This window comes from Janibacter hoylei PVAS-1, from assembly GCF_004025845.1.
Classification (GTDB): Bacteria; Actinomycetota; Actinomycetes; order Actinomycetales; family Dermatophilaceae; genus Janibacter; species Janibacter hoylei.
In genome coordinates this window covers 140,410-157,966 of sequence record NZ_PIPF01000001.1, presented here as the reverse complement: position 1 = coordinate 157,966, position 17,557 = coordinate 140,410, and the positions used below count along the sequence as shown (strand labels likewise).

13 protein-coding genes and 1 pseudogene are annotated in these 17,557 nt (G+C 73.0%); 9 read left to right on the top strand and 5 right to left on the bottom strand.

The window, feature by feature from the left end; translation table 11 throughout:
• Nucleotides 1-34 precede the first annotated feature (34 nt).
• Nucleotides 35-811, bottom strand: a pseudogene (locus CWN80_RS15685) (transporter substrate-binding domain-containing protein); the annotation flags it as partial.
• 24 nt (nucleotides 812-835) lie between these two features.
• Nucleotides 836-3,418, bottom strand: a complete 2,583-nt coding sequence (locus tag CWN80_RS00795) for a DEAD/DEAH box helicase (protein ID WP_007926233.1) — start codon at nucleotides 3,416-3,418, stop codon at nucleotides 836-838.
• Between the two features lie 46 nt (nucleotides 3,419-3,464).
• Between CWN80_RS00795 and CWN80_RS00790 the strand changes: the two genes are divergently transcribed.
• From CWN80_RS00790 to CWN80_RS00765, 6 genes are read left to right on the top strand one after another with little or no spacing between them, the layout of a single operon-like run.
• Nucleotides 3,465-4,442: a GNAT family N-acetyltransferase gene (locus tag CWN80_RS00790; RefSeq protein WP_007926234.1), complete on the top strand. Its 978-nt coding sequence runs from the start codon at nucleotides 3,465-3,467 to the stop codon at nucleotides 4,440-4,442.
• Nucleotides 4,439-5,095 carry a hypothetical protein gene (locus CWN80_RS00785; RefSeq protein WP_051987907.1) on the top strand — a complete coding sequence of 219 codons (657 nt, stop codon included), beginning with the start codon at nucleotides 4,439-4,441 and terminating at the stop codon, nucleotides 5,093-5,095. The genes CWN80_RS00790 and CWN80_RS00785 overlap by 4 nt, the downstream gene beginning before the upstream one ends.
• Before the next feature lie 10 nt (nucleotides 5,096-5,105).
• A complete protein-coding gene (locus tag CWN80_RS00780) occupies nucleotides 5,106-6,428 on the top strand; it encodes a uracil-xanthine permease family protein (RefSeq protein ID WP_007926243.1) in 1,323 nt (440 codons plus the stop codon).
• Between the two features lie 58 nt (nucleotides 6,429-6,486).
• Entirely contained in the window at nucleotides 6,487-6,918 is a 432-nt protein-coding gene (locus CWN80_RS15245) for a hypothetical protein (protein WP_156811746.1), read from the top strand.
• Nucleotides 6,918-8,393 (top strand): sensor histidine kinase, encoded by a 1,476-nt coding sequence (locus CWN80_RS00770; protein ID WP_007926249.1) that lies wholly within the window; start codon nucleotides 6,918-6,920, stop codon nucleotides 8,391-8,393. The genes CWN80_RS15245 and CWN80_RS00770 overlap by 1 nt, the downstream gene beginning before the upstream one ends.
• The gene (locus tag CWN80_RS00765) at nucleotides 8,390-9,055 is read left to right on the top strand and encodes a response regulator transcription factor (protein WP_128276723.1); all 666 of its coding nucleotides are present in this window, start codon (nucleotides 8,390-8,392) and stop codon (nucleotides 9,053-9,055) included. Before CWN80_RS00770 ends, CWN80_RS00765 begins: the two co-directional genes overlap by 4 nt.
• On the opposite strand, the gene CWN80_RS00760 is transcribed toward CWN80_RS00765, so the two are convergent.
• Genes CWN80_RS00760 through CWN80_RS00750 form a run of 3 tightly spaced genes read right to left on the bottom strand, consistent with a single transcriptional unit; the run spans nucleotide 9,045 to nucleotide 12,951 of the window.
• Nucleotides 9,045-9,665, bottom strand: a complete 621-nt coding sequence (locus CWN80_RS00760) for a response regulator (RefSeq protein ID WP_202865210.1) — start codon at nucleotides 9,663-9,665, stop codon at nucleotides 9,045-9,047. The two genes, CWN80_RS00765 and CWN80_RS00760, sit on opposite strands and share 11 nt — an antisense overlap.
• Nucleotides 9,662-10,879, bottom strand: coding sequence for a sensor histidine kinase (locus tag CWN80_RS00755; protein ID WP_128276722.1), 1,218 nt, complete (start codon nucleotides 10,877-10,879; stop codon nucleotides 9,662-9,664). The genes CWN80_RS00760 and CWN80_RS00755 overlap by 4 nt, the downstream gene beginning before the upstream one ends.
• The gene (locus CWN80_RS00750; protein ID WP_202865209.1) at nucleotides 10,876-12,951 is read right to left on the bottom strand and encodes an MMPL family transporter; all 2,076 of its coding nucleotides are present in this window, start codon (nucleotides 12,949-12,951) and stop codon (nucleotides 10,876-10,878) included. The genes CWN80_RS00755 and CWN80_RS00750 overlap by 4 nt, the downstream gene beginning before the upstream one ends.
• A 285-nt stretch (nucleotides 12,952-13,236) precedes the next feature.
• Between CWN80_RS00750 and CWN80_RS00745 the strand changes: the two genes are divergently transcribed.
• From CWN80_RS00745 to holA, 3 genes are read left to right on the top strand one after another with little or no spacing between them, the layout of a single operon-like run.
• On the top strand, nucleotides 13,237-15,459 hold the full coding sequence (locus tag CWN80_RS00745) for an ATP-dependent DNA helicase (RefSeq protein WP_040880911.1): 2,223 nt from the start codon (nucleotides 13,237-13,239) through the stop codon (nucleotides 15,457-15,459).
• A 9-nt stretch (nucleotides 15,460-15,468) separates the two neighbouring features.
• On the top strand, nucleotides 15,469-16,443 hold the full coding sequence (locus CWN80_RS00740; RefSeq protein WP_007926263.1) for an aldo/keto reductase: 975 nt from the start codon (nucleotides 15,469-15,471) through the stop codon (nucleotides 16,441-16,443).
• The gene (gene holA, locus CWN80_RS00735) at nucleotides 16,440-17,396 is read left to right on the top strand and encodes a DNA polymerase III subunit delta (protein WP_128276721.1); all 957 of its coding nucleotides are present in this window, start codon (nucleotides 16,440-16,442) and stop codon (nucleotides 17,394-17,396) included. Before CWN80_RS00740 ends, holA begins: the two co-directional genes overlap by 4 nt.
• The last annotated feature ends 161 nt before the right edge of the window (nucleotides 17,397-17,557 follow it).

Sequence of the window (17,557 nt, the reverse complement as noted above, 5' to 3'; positions counted from 1 at the left end):
AGCTCGGGGTGGCGTTGTCGGCGCTGAAGTACTTGTCGTAGATCTGCTGGGTGGTGCCGTCCGCCTCCATCTCGGCCAAGGCCTTGTTGATCTCCGGCATGTAGCCGGAGCCCTTCTTGGCGGCGAAGACGGACTGCGCCTTGTCATCGGTCTCGGCGACGACCTTGACCCCGGGGTCGGGGGCGGTCGCGATGTAGTTGCGCACCGCGAGCTTGTCGTTGACGATCGCGTCGACGCGGCCCTCCTTGAGGCTGGCCATCGCCTCGTTCATGCCGTCGACGCCGACGACGTCGGCGCCGTGCTCCTCGGCCACCTCGGCCCAGCTGCTCGTGATGTTTTCCGCGGCCTTCTTGCCCTTGAGGTCCGAGAGCTGCGTGATGCCCTCCGGGTTGTCCTCGGCGACGACGAGCACGCCGGCGGTGTCGACGTAGGGGTCGGAGAGGTCGTAGAGCTTCTCGCGCTCCGGGTTGACGTTGACCTGGTTGGCGACGATGTCGAATCGTCCGGCGCCCAGCGCGGCAAACATTGAGTCCCACGGGGTGCCGACGAACTCGACCTCGACACCGAGCCGCTCGCCGACCGCCTTGATCACCTCGACGTCGAAGCCGGTGAAGTCGTCGCCCTGCTTGACGGAGAAGGGGGCGTACACCCCTTCGGTCCCGACGCGCAGGGGGTTGGGCACCTTGCTCGCCGTGGTGTCGGAGCGCTCGGTCGGTGCTGCGGACGCCGACGGTGGGGCGAGGAGTGCCGGGCCGAGCGCGAGGGCCAGGGCCAGGAGGAGTTGCGCGAGGCGCCGGGGGAGGGTGATCATCAGGGCGTCAGGATATGCCCGCGGTCACAGCCGGCGCAGGGCGGTCGCGAGCACGACGGCCTCGCCGACCCGGTCGGAGGCGTCGAGGTCGACCGTGGCCTCGATGACCCAGTCGCCGTCGCCCTCGGGGTCGGCGAGCGTCTGGCGGACCTCCCACAGCCGCACGTCCGGGGCCTCGTCCGGGTCGAGTCCCGGGGCGGGGCCGCTCGTCTCCTCGACGTGCAGGTGGTGCGGGCCCCGGGCGTCCTGATCGGTGCCGATCCGGTCGTGCTCCTCCCAGTAGTCGCCGAGGGCGACGTCCCAGTCGTCGTACCGCATGACGGGGGAGCGGTCGTCGTCGGCGAGCTCGGCCGCGGCCTGCTCGATGGCAGCGAGGGCGGTCAGGTCGTCGCGCGCGGCCCGCTCGACCCGCTGCCACAGGGCGCCGCGGACCATGGTGCGGAAGGGGCCGGTGCGCGCGGTGAGCGGGCGCGGCGGGGCGGCGGCCTCCCGCCCTTCGGCGAGCCGGGCGGCCGCGTCGGGGTCGGAGAGAGCCTCCCACTCGTCGAGCAGCGACGAGTCGGTCTGGCGGACCGTCTCGCCGAGCCACTCGACGATCTGGGCCAGCTCGGGCGAGGAGTAGCTCTCGGGCACGGTGCGGGTCAGCGTGCGGTAGGCGTCGGTGAGGTAGCGCAGGACGAGTCCTTCGCGGGGGGCGAGGGTGAAGCGGCGCACGAAGTCGGCGAAGGACATGCCCTCCTCCCACATGAGGCGCACGACGGACTTCGGGACGAGGGCCTCCTCCGGCAGCCACGGGTGGGTCTGCCGGTAGGTCTCGAAGGCGGCGGTCAGCTCCTCGGCGAGCGGCCGCGGCCAGGTGATCTCGTCGAGCAGCCGCATCCGCTCCTCGTACTCGATGCCGTCCGCCTTCATCTCGGCGACCGCCTCGCCGCGAGCGGCGTGCTGCTGCGCCATGAGGATCGCGAAGGGCGCCTCGAGGACCGCCTCGATCGTCGAGACGACGTCGAGGGCGTGGGTCGGGGAGTCGGGGTCGAGCAGGTCGAGCGCTGCCAGCGCGAAGGGGGCGAGCGGCTGGTTGAGCGCGAAGTCCGGGGGCAGGTCGAGGGTGAGCGCCACGGTGCGGCCGGTCGGGTCCGGCGCGGGCAGCCGCTCGAGCACCCCGGAGTCGAGCAGGCTGCGCCCCAGACGGATGGCCCGTCGGGCGAGGCGAGCCCTCCCCTTCGCGTCCTCGTGGTTGTCGCGGGTGAGGCGCGAGAGGGCCGCCACCGGGTCACCCGGCCGGGCGACGACGTTGAGGATCATGGAATTGTCGACCTTCATGCGCGAGCGCAGGGTCTCGGGGGTGGCCGTCGTCAGCTTGGTGAAGGTCTCCTCGGTCCACACGACGAAGCCCTCCGGCGGCTTCTTGCGCTGGACCTTCTTGCGCTTCTTCTCGTCGTCGCCCGCCTTGAGCAGCGCACGGTGGTTGTCGATGACGTGCTCGGGGGCCTGGACGACGACGTAGCCCTCGGTGTCGTAGCCGGCGCGGCCGGCCCGGCCGGCGATCTGGAGGAACTCGCGGACCCGGAGCACGCGGTGGCGGGAGCCGTCGAACTTCGTCAGCGAGGTGAAGAGCACCGTGCGGATCGGGACGTTGATGCCGACACCGAGGGTGTCGGTGCCGCAGATGACCTTGAGCAGGCCGGCCTGGGCGAGCTGCTCGACGAGCCGGCGGTAGCGCGGCAGCATGCCGGCGTGGTGCACGCCGACGCCGCGGCGCAGCATCGCGCCGAGGGTGCGACCGAAGCCCGCGGAGAAGCGGAAGCCGGCGAGCCGGTCGGCGATGGCCTGCTTCTCGTCCGCGTCGAGGAGCTTGAGCGTCTGCAGCAGGCGGGCGTGCTCGGCGGCATTGGCCTGCGTCTGGTGGACGACGTAGACCGGCGCGCGGCGCCACTCGATGATCTCCTCGATCGTCTCCTGGATCGGGGTGAGCGCCCACGAGAAGGTGAGCGGCACTGGGCGCTCGGCGTCCGCGACGACGACGACGTCACGGCCGGTCCGCTCGGCGAGGTCGGTCTCGATGGCCCGGGTGTCGCCGAGGGTCGCCGACATGAGGAGCATCTGCGCCTGGGGCAGCTCGAGCAGGGGGACCTGCCAGGCCCAGCCACGCTCCGGCTCGGAGTAGTAGTGGAACTCGTCCATGACGACGAGACCGACGTCGGCCTCGTTCCCTTCGCGCAGGGCGAGGTTGGCGAGGACCTCGGCGGTGCACACGATGACGGGCGCGTCGGCGTTGACCGAGGCGTCGCCGGTGAGCATCCCGACGTTGTCGGCACCGAAGATCGCGCAGAGGTCGAAGAACTTCTCCGACACGAGCGCCTTGATCGGCGCGGTGTAGAAGGCGACCTCGTCCTTGGCCATCGCGTGGGCGATGGCGCCGGTCGCCACGAGCGACTTGCCGGAGCCGGTGGGGGTGGCGAGCACGACGTGGTCGTCGCCCAGGAGCGCGAGGAGCGCCTCCTCCTGATGGGGGTAGAGCGGGGTGCCCCGCTCCTGCGCCCACCGGGTGAACCGCTCGAAGAGGTCGTCGGGTCCCGTGCCGACGGGTACGTGCAGCGGTTCACTCATCTGGCCATCGTCCCAGCGCGCCGATCCGGGTGTCACCATGGGTCCCGTGACTGCACCACGATCGATCACCACCGATGACCTCTCGCTGCAGCCGCCCGTCGACGACGACGCGCAGCTCGTGGCCGAGCTGATGGACGTGCCCGTCTCCGCGGAGCGACCCGCGCAGATCGTGCGGGGCTGGCGCGAGCACTGGGACGAGCACGGTTACGGAGCCTGGATCGTGCAGGACGGCGTCGGCGCTCGGGTGGGCTTCGTCGGGCTGCGTGCCCACGCCGACTTCATCCGGGTGACGATCCGCGTCGTCGAGGGCGAAGGGAGCGACACCCTCGCCGGGCGGGCGCTGCGGCTCGTCGTCGCGTACTGCCTCGAGTGGCTGCCGGACCTGCCGCTGCGGCTGCGGGTCGCCCCCGAGGACATCTCGACCCGCTTCGTCGCGGAGGCCGCGGGCATGGTGCACGTGCCCGAGCTCGACCACACCGTCGACGGCGACGCGTGGGAGGTCCTCGAGCTGCCCTACGTGCGGATCGCCGACAAGGTCCCCGCACGGGCGCGCGAGGCGATGCTGCGGATGTGGGTCGAGGTCAACGACGCCGGTGGCGCCGTGGGCTTCGCGCCCGGTGCGAGCGAAGGGGAGGTCGCCCGCGTCCTCGACGGGTACATCGCGCGCCTCGGCGACGGCGGGGTGCGGTGCGTCGCGCTGAACTCGCCGCTCGGTGACCTGCTCGGCTTCGGCTTCGTCGTCCGGCCCACCGGCGCGACGGTGGCCCACACCGCCAACCTCGAGCGGATCATGACCGACCCCGGCCGTCGGGGGACCAACCACGGCGCACTCCTCATGGCGGGGCTGCACCGCGCGGCCCGCGAGGCGGGGGTCGAGCTCGTGACGCTCGACTACCGCGGCGGGACCGGGCTCGGGGAGTTCTACACCCGCTACGGCTACACGGAGGTCGGCCGGGTGCCCGGAGGCGTCCGGGTGGCCCCCGGCGACGACCGTGACGGCGTCATCATGGCGCGCTCGTTGTGACCCACCTCGAGCCCTTCGGGTACAAGACCGCCTGGCTGGCGGTCCTCGACCGCTCGCAGGCGCAGGTGGCCGAGGCCCTCGGCCTGACCGGCGGGCGCAACGTCTCGGGTGGCGAGGCCGCCGAGGCCTTCGACGAGGTCGGCCTGCTCCCGCCGGTGCCCGGGGTGGACGGTCGGTGGACCCTGGCGGTCAGCTCCGATCTCGCGGACATCTCGGCCACCCGGCTCGCCTCGCTGTCGGCGCTGCTCGGCACCCGTGTCCAGGCCTTCGCGAGCCACCGGGTCGTCGAGGCCCACCGGTGGCTCCTGGCGGACCGCGGGCGACTGCTGCGCCATGTCGAGGTCGTGGGCGAGAGCGGTGAGCTCGTCTGGGCCGGGGTGTCCACTCCCACCGAGACCGGTCTCGGGCTCCCCGTGCTCGAGGAGATCACCGACGAGGAGGCGCGATTCCAGGTCGTCCTCGACGTCAACGAGGAGACCGTCATGGCGGTCGCGCGCGGCTGGAGCATCGACCCGACGACCCTCAGCGGCGAGGTCCCGGGGCACGCGCTCCTCTTCGACGACGTCGACGAGGGCCCACCCCCGCCTGCGCAGGTCGAGGCGCCCTCGCGCACCCCCTGGCTGTGGTCGAAGCTGGTGCGGCGCAGGACCTAGCATTCGGGCCATGACCCAGACCGATCACGACAGCGCGAGCAGACCCCCCTTCGGCCTGGGGTGGCGAGTCCACGGCGACGGCCGCGGGGTCCGGCCCGGCGAGGTCGTCCTCCCCGGCGAGCGGCTCTCGTGGCCGCGGACGATCGGTCTGGGCGCCCAGCACGTCGTCGCGATGTTCGGCGCGACCTTCCTCGTGCCGCTCATCACCGGCCTCCCGCCGGCGACGACCCTCTTCTTCAGCGGCATCGGCACGATGCTCTTCCTGCTCATCACGGCCGGGCGGGTCCCGAGCTACCTCGGCAGCTCCTTCGCCTTCATCGCCCCGCTCGCCGCGGCGTCGAAGAGCCACGACATGCCCACCGCCCTCGGCGGCGTCGTCATGGCCGGCCTCGCCCTCGCGCTCGTCGGGGTCGTCGTGCAGCTCGCCGGCGACCGGTGGCTGCGGGCCCTCATGCCCCCGATCGTCACCGGCGCGATCGTCGCGCTCATCGGGCTCAACCTCGCGCCGACCGCGAAGGAGAAGTTCGTCCTCTCGCCGGTGACCGCCCTCGTGACGGTCGTCGTCATCCTCCTCGTCACCGTCGCGACGCGAACCCTCTTCTCCCGCATCGCGATCCTTGTCGGTGTCGCCGCCGGCTACGTCACCGCGCTGCTGCGCGACGAGGTCGCCTTCACCAAGGTCGAGGCCGCCGACTGGGTGGGCCTGCCGACCTTCACCGCGCCGCACATCGACCTCGCGGTGGCCGGCCTCTTCGTCCCCGTCGTCCTCGTGCTCGTCGCGGAAAATGTCGGGCACATCCGCTCGGTCGCCTCGATGACGGGGGAGGACCTCGACCCCGTCGCCGGGCGGGCGCTCATCGCCGACGGGCTCGCGACGACCCTCGCGGGTGCCGGCGGTGGATCGGGCACGACGACCTACGCGGAAAACATCGGCGTCATGGCCGCGACCCGCGTGTACTCGACCGCCGCCTACTGGGTCGCCGCGGCCGTCGCCCTGCTGCTGTCCTTCTCGCCGAAGTTCGGCGAGGCGATCGCCACCGTCCCGCAGGGTGTGCTCGGCGGGGCGGGCGTCGTCCTCTACGGGATGATCGGGCTGCTCGGCGCGAAGATCTGGGTCGAGGCCGGGGTCGACTTCGGCAACCCGATCAACCTCATGACCGCCGCCGTGGCCCTGATCATCGGCATCGCCGACTTCACGTGGAATGTCGGCGACCTGCAGTTCGCGGGCATCGCGCTCGGGACGGTCGCCGCCCTCGTCGGCTTCCACGTCATGCGAGGGGTCAACCTCCTGACCCGCGCGGTGCCGGACCCGCTCGAGCCGCTCGACGGATGAAGATCTCCTCATCCAGCCCTCACCTGCGGGTCATGCCCCGTCCGTAGGGTCCACTGCCATGGGGACAGGACGACTGATCGGCCGGGACGGCCTGCTGCTCGTGGCACTGCTGTGCGTGCCGCTGCTCGTGCTGTTCGGCTTCCGGGTCGCGGCAGCGCCCTCCGACCCGCCGCCGGTGCAGGAGCGGCCGCTGCAGCTGACGAGCGAGACCAGCGAGCCGAGCGGTACGTCGACGACGAGGTCGTCCTCGAGCTCGTCGACGACGTCGAAGAGCAGCTCGGCGACGACGTCGAAGACCTCCTCGTCGTCGAAGAGCTCGACCTCGGCCCCCCGCCGCACCACCCCGCCGGCGTCCACACCGCGCCCGACGTGGACCCCGCCTCCGCCGACGCTGACCACCCGCACCCAGGCACCGGTGCCCTCGTACGACGATGACGACGATGACGACGATGATGACGACGACGACGATGACGACGATGACGACGACTGATGCGCGCTGAGCGCCGCCGCCGTCCCCGGCTGGCGAGGGACACGATCGTCGGCTGGATGCTGCTCGTGCTCTTCGTCAGCCTGCTGAGCGTCGTCATCATCGTGCGCGAGAGCCTGCACCTGTCGGTCACCGAGCGGGCCAATGCCGATGTCTCGCAGGAGATCGAGGAGTTTCGCACCTTCACCCAGGAGGGCGTCGACCCCGAGACCTCCAAGCCCTTCACCTCGGCCGAGCGCCTCCTCACCGTCTACCTCACCCGGCAGCGCCCGGGGGAGGGCGAGGTCATCGTCGGCTACGTCGGGCAGTCGGGCGTCGTCACGACCTCGCCGGGGCCACGGACCCCCGACGTCGCGGAGTACGACCTGACCCGCGACCCGGAGCTCATCGCCGCGGCCGAGCGCTCCACCTCGGGCACGACGGACACCGCGGCCGGCGAGATGCGCTGGGCCCGCACGGTCGTCGACGTCCCCGGCGGCGACGACGCGATGCTGCTCGTCGCCGTCTTCACCGACGAGGCCCGCGCCGAGGCGGACGGCACCGTGCGCACCCTCGGCCTCGTCTCCTTCGTCGCCCTCCTCCTGGCCGGCGTCGTCTCGTGGCTCGTCGCCGGGCGGCTGCTGCGCCCGGTGCGCCTCGTCCACGAGGCCGCCGAGGAGATCACCGAGCAGGACCTCACCCGTCGCATCGACGTCGGCGACGACGACGTGTCCGGGCTGGCGGCGACCTTCAACCGGATGCTCGACCGGCTCGAGGAGGCCTTCCGGGCCGAGCAGCGCTTCGTCGACGACGCCGGCCACGAGCTGCGGACGCCGATCACGGTGATCCGCGGGCACCTGGAGCTCATGGACGACGACCCGCAGTCGCGTGCGGCGACGATGCGCATCGTCACCCAGGAGCTCGACCGGATGAGCCGGATCGTCACCGACCTGCTGGCGCTCGCCAAGGCCGACCGGCCCGACTTCATCCGCCCGACGGCCGATGTCGACCTGTCGGTGCTCACGGTCTCGCTCGACGCGAAGATCTCGGCCCTGGCCGAGCGGCGCTGGCAGGTCAGCCGGGTCGCCGAGGGCACCGCCCGTCTCGACGCCGAGCGGGTCACCCAGGCCGTGCTCCAGCTGGCGCAAAACGCGGTGCAGCACACCGTCGAGGGCGACGCGATCATCCTCGGCTCGCAGGTCGACGACGACACCGAGCTCGGGCGCGTGCTGCGGGTCTCGATCACCGACACCGGTCCGGGGGTGCCGGAGGGCGAGCGGGAGCGGATCTTCCAGCGCTTCGCCCACGGTGAGCCCCCGGACGGGCGCCGGCACAGCGGGGCCGGCCTCGGGCTGGCCATCGTGCGCGCCATCGCGGAGGGCCACGGCGGGCGCGTGGACGTCGGGGGTCACCCCGGCGAGGGAGCCGTCTTCACCCTCGTGCTCCCCGTGGACGACGAGACCGGACGCACCGGTCCGGACGAGCAGGAGGCACCATGAGCAGCATCCTCATCGCCGAGGACCACGCGGAGATCTCGAGCTTCATCGACAAGGGGCTGCGGGCCAACGGCCACCGCACGACGATCACCGCCGACGGTCGGCAGGCCTGGGCTCTCGCGGGCACGGGCGCTTTCGACCTGCTGATCCTCGACGTCGGCCTGCCCGGGCTCGACGGCTTCGAGGTGCTGCGGCGACTGCGCGGTGACGGTGTCGACGTCCCCGTCATCATCCTCACCGCCCGTGACGGCGTCGACGACACCGTCGCCGGGCTCGAGGGCGGGGCCAACGACTACATGACCAAGCCCTTCCAGTTCGCCGAGCTGCTCGCCCGCGTGCGACTGCGACTGCGCGAAGGGGGCGCCGCCCCCGCCGACGACTCCGCCCTGACCGTCGGTGACCTCAGCCTCGACGTCCGTCGCCGCACCGCGCGGGTGGCCGACCGCGAGGTCGAGCTGACGGCGCGGGAGTTCGCGCTGCTCGAGGCCTTCGTCGAGCACCCCGAGCAGGTGCTCTCGCGCGAGCAGCTGCTCGGCATGGTCTGGGACATGGACTTCGACCCGGGGTCCAACGTCGTCGACGTCTTCGTCCGCTCCCTGCGGTCGAAGATCGGGTCCGAGCGGATCGTCACGGTGCGCGGCGTGGGCTACCGGCTCAGGGGATGAGCCCCTCCTCGCGCGCCCGGGCCACGGCCGCGGTGCGCGAGTCGACGTCGAGCTTGGTGAAGACGTGCACGAGGTGCGTCTTGACCGTCGCCTCGGAGATGACGAGTGTCCGGGCGATCTCGCGGTTGCTCAGGCCCCGGGCGACCGCCGCGACGATCTCCACTTCGCGGGCGGACAGCTCGGGTCGCGGGCGTGACATGCGGGCGACCACCCGCTGCGCGAGCGCAGGTGCCAGCACCGTCTCGCCCCCGGCCGCCCGGACGACGGCCTCGACGATGTCGGCCGGTGCGGCGTCCTTGAGCAGGTACCCCGAGGCGCCCGCCTCGACGGCGCGGACGATGTCGCGGTCGGTATCGTAGGTCGTCAGCACAAGGACCTCCGGGGCACCGCGACCTGACCGCAGGGCCCGCGTCAGACCCACCCCGTCCAGGCCATCGCCGAGCCGCAGGTCGGTGACGACGACGTCCGGGTCCTCTCGCGCGGCCACCTCGAGGCCGCCCTCGCCATCGGCAGCCTCACCGACGACGGTGATCCGGTCGTCCTGGCCGAGCAGGGCGACGATGCCCACGCGGGTCACCGGGTGGTCCTCGACGACGACGCGCACGCTCACGAGCCCTCCCCCCGACGCGTCGGCAGGGGCGCCCACGCGGAGACCGCGGTGCCCTCGCCGGGCGTGGACTCGACGGCCAGGCCGCCGCCGACCTCTCGCAGGCGGGCCCGGGTGGCGCGCAGGCCGTAGCCCCCTTCGCCGGAGGGGGCGGCGCCCGATGCCCACCACGCGTCGGTGTCGAAGCCTCGGCCGTCGTCGACCACGTCGACCCGCACGGTGTCATCGGTGGCGTCGAGGGTGACGACGACCCGCCTGGCCCGGGCGTGGGTGCGGACATTGGCCAGGGCTCCCTGGACGCAGCGCAGCAGGGTCACCTCCGTCGTCGTCGGCAGCGGGGGGAGCTGGCCGATGACGTCGACCTGGGCGTCGACCCCCGACTCCGTGCCGAAGCGATCGGTGACGCTACGGACGGCGCCGGCGAGACTCCCTTCGTCGAGGTCGGCGGGCGCGAGCGCGGCGACGACCCGCCGCGACTCCTCGAGCCCGCGGGTGGCACCGTCCTCCAGGTGGGCGAGCAGCTCACGCACCCGCTGCGGGTCCTCCTCCGTGCGGGCCGCGCGGGCGAGCAGGACGATCGACGAAAATCCCTGCGCGATGCCGTCGTGGATGTCGCGGGAGAGGCGGGTGCGCTCGCTGCTCGCGCCTTCGGCGCGCTGGACGCGGGCCAGCTCGTCGGTGAGCGCCGCGCTCTCCTCCTGCGCCGCGTAGAGCGAGGCGATGAGGCGCTGCCGTTCGATGCCGTCGCGCACGAGGGCCTGCTGCGCCTTGGCGACACCCAGGGCCACGACCATGCCGATGCACGGGCCGATCATCGCCGCGTACGACGCCTCACCCGTGTGCCGCACCGGCTCGAGGGCGACGACCACGAGGACGGCGAGCGAGATGAGCACCGCGGGCAGCAGCGGCAGGACGTGCCCGGCGAGCAGCCAGAGGGGGAAGGCCAGCCAGACGTTTTCCGGCGAGACGAGCACGAGCAGGCCCCACAGGACCACGAGCCCGACGAACCACGCCGTGCCACCGCGGCCGGCCCGCGCCAGACGCGGTCCGACGGCGTACCACGCGACGAAGGCCGCGAGCGTCGCGAGCTCGGCGACGGGATGGGCGCCGTCGGCGATCGATCGGCCACCGCACACGAGCACGAGCACGGCGAGCAGCGTGTGCTGACCCAGGCGCAGCCAGCGGCCGGTGCCCGTCGGGTCGGTGCTCGTCGTCACGACCGCGACGCTACCCGGCTGGGCCACCAGAAGCGGTCCCCGACGAGCGCGGTCGCCGCCGGCACGACGACGGTCCGCACGAGCAGCGTGTCGAGCAGCACGCCCAGCCCGACGACCAGGCCGAGCTGCCCGAGGACGACGAGCGGCAGCACCCCGAGCGCGGCGAAGACCGCGGCGAGGACGATGCCGGCGCTCGTGATGACCGCACCGGTGCGGGCGACCGCGCGGGTGACCCCGTCACGGGTGCCGTGCTCGACGGCCTCGGCCCGGGCCCGGTGCACGAGGAAGATCGTGTAGTCGATGCCCAGCGCGACGAGGAAGAGGAAGGCCACGAGCGGCACCTGCACGTCGAGCGCCGGGTGGCCGAGCAGGTGCTCGTCGAGCCAGGCGCCGAGGCCGAGCGCGGCGAGAGCGCTCGACGCGTTGAGGGCGAGCAGCACGAGCGGGCCGACGAGCGCCCGCAGCAGGACCACGAGGACCCCGAGGCTCACGAGCAGGACGAGGGGCACGACGGTGGCGAGGTCGGCCTCGGCTGCCGAGCGGGCGTCGAGCAGCTCGGCGGAGCCGCCCCCGACGAGGGCGTCGGCGCCGGGCACGGCGTGCGCGCTCTCCCGCACGTGCTCGGCGAGGTCGAGGCTGGCCGGCGTACCCGGTGCCGGTTCACCGATGACAGTGAGCCGGGCCAGCCCCTGCCCGTCCGTGCCCGCCGGCGCGACCGCGGTCACGCCCGTCACCTGCTGGAGGGTGCTCGTGAGGCGGGTGGCGCTCCCTTCGTCCGTCGTCACGACGAAGGGAGCGGCCGACCCGGCCGGGAAGTGCTCGGCGACGACCTGGAGCCCGGCCGCCGACTCGGAGGCGGTGCGGAAGGAGTCGGCCTGGCTCAGCCCGACGCGGGCGCCGAGCAGGCCGGAGGCGAGCGCCGCGAGCACGACCAGGCCGACGCCGAGGTGCAGCGCGGGCCGGGCGACGACCCGACGGGCGACCCGGGCCCAGACACCTGCGTGCGCGAGGTCGTCGCCGGGGTGGGGGACGAAGGGCCGGAAAACGCGACGGCCGACGAGGGCCAGGGCCGCGGGCAGGAGCAGGACGACCGCGGCGAGGGCGACGAGCAGGCCGACGGCAGAGGCGAGCCCGAGCCCGCGGGTGCCGGGCACGGCCGCGAGGAGGAGGGTCGCCAGGGAGAGGACGACGGTGACATTGCTCGCGACGATCGCCGGGACCGTCGCCCGCCATGCTGCGGCCAGCGCCGTGCGGTGGTCGTCGTGCTCGTGCAGCTCCTCGCGGTAGCGCGAGATGAGCAGCAGGGCGTAGTTGGCGCCGGCGCCGAAGACGAGGACCGACACGATGCCGGCGTCGAAGGGGAGGCCGCTCGCCTCACCGACGGCGGCCGCCACGGTCCCGGCGAGCTGGTCGGCGACGCCGACGACGAGCAGCGGCACGAGCCACAGGACGGGGGAGCGGTAGGTGAGCAGGAGCAGCAGCGCGACGACCCCGATGGTCACGGCGAGCAGCGTGAAGTCCGCCCCGTCGAAGGAGGAGGCGATGTCGGCGCCGATCGCGGGGCCGCCGGTGACCTGCACGGTCAGGTCGGCCGGTGCGTGGTCGGCCACGTCGGCCCGCAGGTCGGTGATGGTCTGGACCTGCGTCGCGCTGTCGTCGCTCGTGGCGACGGGCACGGTCACCGTCGCCGCCAGCCCGTCATCGCTCACCTGCACGTGGGCGCGCTCGCCGGCCCCGAGCTCGTGGGCCAGCTGCGCCAGGCCCCGCTCGTCGGCCGTCGACAGGCTGCCGCCGTCCCCCTTCGTCGCCACGAGGAGGACGGGCGCGGTGTTGCTGCCGGGGAAGCCCTCGAGCTGCTCCGCCACCACCGCCGACTCCGCCGATTCCGGGTACGCCGCCCCCCGCGGCGGCGCCTGCGCCGACCCCAGGAGGACCGACGCCTGCCCCACGACGACGACGGCGAGCACGAGCACGAGGGCAGATCCCCGCCGCCCGAGGATGCGCTGGACGAAGGGGGAGCGGGTGGCTGTGGGCGAGGGCTGGGAAGGTGCAGGGCGCAGGTCTGGCGTCATGCCATCCAGTCCACCGCCGAAGGGGGTCCCGCCACATCGCGCGGGAGGTTGGTCCTGCGATCAACCTTTCGATGGACCCCGGCGACACCACCGAGCGGACGGCAGGGGAGGTCGGCGCCGGCCCGCTCCCGACGAAGAAGGCCGGCGCGCTGCCGAAGTCCCTCCTTGTCGTGTGGGCACGTTGTCGTTCTCGACTTCGACTTGACGCTGCGCCGACCTCCTTCGTCGTCCGCTGGCTGTGGATCGCCCGCCGTGCTCGTCGGTGAGGGCGCATAAGGTGGGGTCGTGTCATCGTCCGTGGAGTCCCTGCTCGCTGCTGCCGTCGGGGGAGTGGGTGGGTCGACCCGGCCGGGGCAGGTCGAGATGGCCAAGGCCGTGGCCCACGCCATCGACGCCGAGGAGCACCTGCTCGTCCAGGCCGGCACCGGCACCGGCAAGTCGCTGGCCTACCTCGTCCCGGCCGTCGAGCACGCCCAGCGGGTCGGCAAGCCGGCCGTCGTCGCGACGGCGACGCTCGCCCTCCAGGGGCAGATCGTCGACCGCGACATGCCCCGCCTCGCCGATGCCCTGACACCGCACCTGCGCCGGCGCCCGACCTACGCGATCGTCAAGGGCCGGCGTAACTACGTGTGCAAGCACAAGACCGAAGGCGGCTTCCCCGACGACGAGGACGGGCTCTTCGACGTCGGTGAGGCCGACGCCCAGGCCGGGTGGCTGGGCAAGGAGGTCGTCCGCGTCCGCGAGTGGGCTGAGGAGACCGAGTCCGGCGACCGCGACGAGCTCGTCCCGGGCGTCTCCGAGAAGGCGTGGCGCCAGGTCTCCGTCTCCGCGCAGGAGTGCCTGGGCTCGAAGTGCCCGATGGTCACCGAGTGCTTCGTCGAGCGCTCGCGCGAGGCCGCCAAGGACGTCGACGTCATCGTCACCAACCACTCCTTCATGGCCATCGACGCCTTCGAGGGGCGCCCGATGCTGCCCGACCACGACGTGCTCGTCATCGACGAGGCGCACGAGCTCGTCGACCGGGTCACCTCGACGGTCACCGACGAGCTGGCGCCCGGTGGCGTGCGCGCGGCGGCCAAGCGGGCGCGCAAGTACGCCGAGTCCTCCGACGCCCTCGACGACATCGCCTCCGACCTCGAGGCGGTCCTCGAGGAGGCGCCGGAGGGACGGCTGGCCACCGGCATCCCCGACGCGCTCGCCAGCGTCCTCGGGCGCTGCCGCGACGTCAGCCGCAACCTGCTCACGGAGATGAAGCCGCCGAAGGGGGAGCAGGTCGACGGCACCCGTCAGGTCGCCCTCGCGGCGGTCGACGAGGTCCACGAGACGGCCGGCCGGATGCTCGAGGAGCACGAGCTCGACGTCATCTGGGTCAGCCGCGACCTGCGTCGCGGGCCGCTGCTGCGGGTGGCGCCGATGAGCGTGGCGATGCGGATGCGCGAGCGGATCTTCGGCACGGGCGCCACCGACGACGACGAGGGCGTGCGCGACCGCACGGTCGTGCTCACCTCGGCGACCCTCGAGCTCGGCGGGACCTTCGACGCGGTCGCGGGCACCCTCGGTCTGCGGGGGCCGGGAGCACCGGAGTGGACCGGGCTCGACGTGGGGTCCCCCTTCGACTACCAGCAGCAGGGCATCGCCTACGTCGCCGAGCACCTGCCGGCCCCCGGCCGGGACGGGCTGGCGCCGCAGACCCTCGACGAGATCGAGGCGCTCGTGCGGGCCGCCGGTGGGCGCACGCTCGGGCTCTTCTCGTCGATGCGCGCGGCCAAGGAGGCCTCCGAGGCGATGCGCGAGCGGCTCGACGAGTCCTTCACCGTGCTCTGCCAGGGCGAGGACATGATCGGCACGCTGGTGCGGGACTTCGCACGTGACCCGCGCACGATCCTCTTCGGGACGCTCACCCTGTGGCAGGGCGTCGACGTGCCCGGCAGCAGCTGCCAGCTCGTCATCATCGACCGCATCCCCTTCCCCCGGCCCGACGACCCGCTGAGCTCGGCGCGCACGCAGGAGATCGCGCGGCGCGGCGGCAACGGCTTCATGGCGGTCTCGGCGACGCACGCCGCCCTGCGCCTGGCGCAGGGTGCCGGCCGGCTCGTCCGGCGCGGTGACGACCGGGGCGTCGTCGCCTTCCTCGACCACCGGATGATCAAGGCGCGCTACGCGGGCTTCCTCCAGCGCTCGCTGCCGCCCTTCTGGCCGACGACCGACCGCCAGCTCGTCCTCGGCGCGCTGACCCGCCTCGACCAGATCGCGCCGCCGCCGCTACCCGTGGCCGAGCCGGGCAAGCGGAGCATGACCGGCACGGTCGCCGACCCCGGTCCCGCCGCTGGTGCGCGGACCGCGGTCGTGCAGGGCGAAGGGTGGTCCGTCCAGGACGACGACGAGCTGCGCGACGGCGTCGACCTCGGGCTGCCCCTCGAGGAGCTGGCCGCATCCCTCGACCGGGAGGAGTCCGCGGTCGCGGCCCGCGCGCAGGCGCTCGGTCTGCGTGTCCCCACCCGCGGATAGCCTGTCGACATGCAGACCTCACGCCTGGGCCGCTCCGGACTCGCCGTCTCCGTCGTCGGGCTGGGGTGCAACAACCTCGGTCGCGCCGGCACCGTGACCGCGACGCAGGAGGGCACCGACGCCGTCGTGCACGCGGCGCTCGACGCGGGCATCACCCTCTTCGATGTCGCCGACGTCTACGGTGCCGAGGCCGGGCTGTCCGAGACGATGCTCGGGCGGGCCCTGGGCTCGCGGCGCGACGAGGTCGTCCTCGCGACGAAGTTCGGCATGGACGTCGGTGGCATCGGGGGTGGGGACTTCGGGGCGCGGGGGTCGCGGCGCTACGTCACGCGGGCGGTCGAGGCCTCGCTGCAGCGGCTGGGCACCGACCACATCGACCTGTACCAGTTCCACACCCCCGACCCGGCGACGCCGATCGAGGAGACGCTCGATGCGCTCGACGACCTCGTGCGGGCGGGCAAGGTGCGCTACATCGGCCACTCCAACTTCGCCGGGTGGCAGATCGCCGATGCCGAGCACGTGGCTCGGGCCCGGGGCGGCAGCCGCTTCGTCTCGAGCCAGAACCACTACAACCTCCTCGACCGGCGGGCCGAGCTCGAGGTGACGCCGGCGGCCGAGGCCTTCGGCCTGGGGGTGCTGCCGTACTTCCCGCTGGCCAACGGTCTGCTCACGGGCAAGTACTCGCAGGGCACCGCGCCCGAGGGCAGCCGGCTGACGCACGCCCGCCAGCACCTGCTCGAGCAGATCGACCTCGACCAGCTGCGGGCCTTCGGTGACTTCGCGCGCGAGCGCGACCTCACCGAGCTGCAGGTCGCCTTCTCGTGGCTCGCCTCCCGCCCGGCGGTGAGCAGCGTCATCGCGGGCGCGACCCGGCCCGAGCAGGTCGTCGCCAATGCCGCGGCGGCCGACTGGGTGCCGACCGCCGAGGACGAGGCCGCGCTCGACGAGATCTTCCCGCGGGTGCCCAAGGTGGCACTGTTTTGAGCACCCCGTCGCTCGTGCTCGTCCAGGGGCCCGAGGCGGTCCTCGCCGACCGGGCGCTGGAGCAGGTCGTCGCCGACGTGCGGGTGACCTCGCCAGAGGTCGAGGTCGTCACCCTCCGGGCGGAGGGCTACGAGGAGGGCGAGCTGGGTGTCCACGCCAGCCCCTCCCTCTTCGGCGAGGACAAGCTGATCATCGTGCGCGACCTGCACCAGGCCCCCGACGCCCTGCAGCTCGACCTGCTCGGCTACCTCGCCGACCCGGCCGACGACGTGACCCTCGTCGTCACCCACGCCTCGGGCAACAAGGGCAAGAAGGTGCTCGACACGCTCAAGAAGGCCAAGGCCCTCGTGCTCGAGGCGCCGGCGATCAAGAGCGACCGCGACAAGGCCGACTTCGTGACCAACGAGTTTCGCCGGGCCCGGCGCAAGGCGGATGCCGGCGCGGTCCAGGCGCTCGTCGAGGCGGTGGGCAAGGACGTGCGTGAGCTGGCCTCGGCCTGCCAGCAGCTCGTCGACGACACCACCGGCGTCATCGACGCCGAGGTCGTCGAGCGCTACCACGGCGGCCGGGTCGAGGCCACCGGCTTCAAGGTCGCCGACGCCGCCGTCGCCGGGCAGACCGGTGAGGCCCTGCGCCTGCTGCGGCACGCGGTCAACGTCGGCGTCGACCCGGTGCCGATCGTCGCGGTGCTCGCGCAGCAGCTGCGCCAGCTGGCCAAGGTCGGGGGAGCGGGCCGAGGCCGCAGCGCCGACCTCGCCAGGGACCTCGGCATGGCGCCCTGGCAGGTCGACAAGGCTCGCCGTTCGCTGCAGGGCTGGACCGGTGAGGGCCTGGGTCGCAGCATCCAGGCCGTCGCCGCCGCCGACTTCGAGGTCAAGGGCGGTGGCCGCGACCCGGTCTACGCCGTCGAGCGGGCGATCCTCGTCATCGCGGCCAAGGGCGTCACGGGGTAGCTGGCGGGTTTGGCTGGGGCCGCTGGCCGCTGCTAGATTTGCTCCTCGCGTGCGCGCATGGTCGTGCGCGCAACGCAGCACCACCCAGGGTGTCTCTCCCACGGTGTCCCCACGCCGGTCCCGAGATGCCTTGCCGCCCTCTACGGCAGAAGCTCGACCAA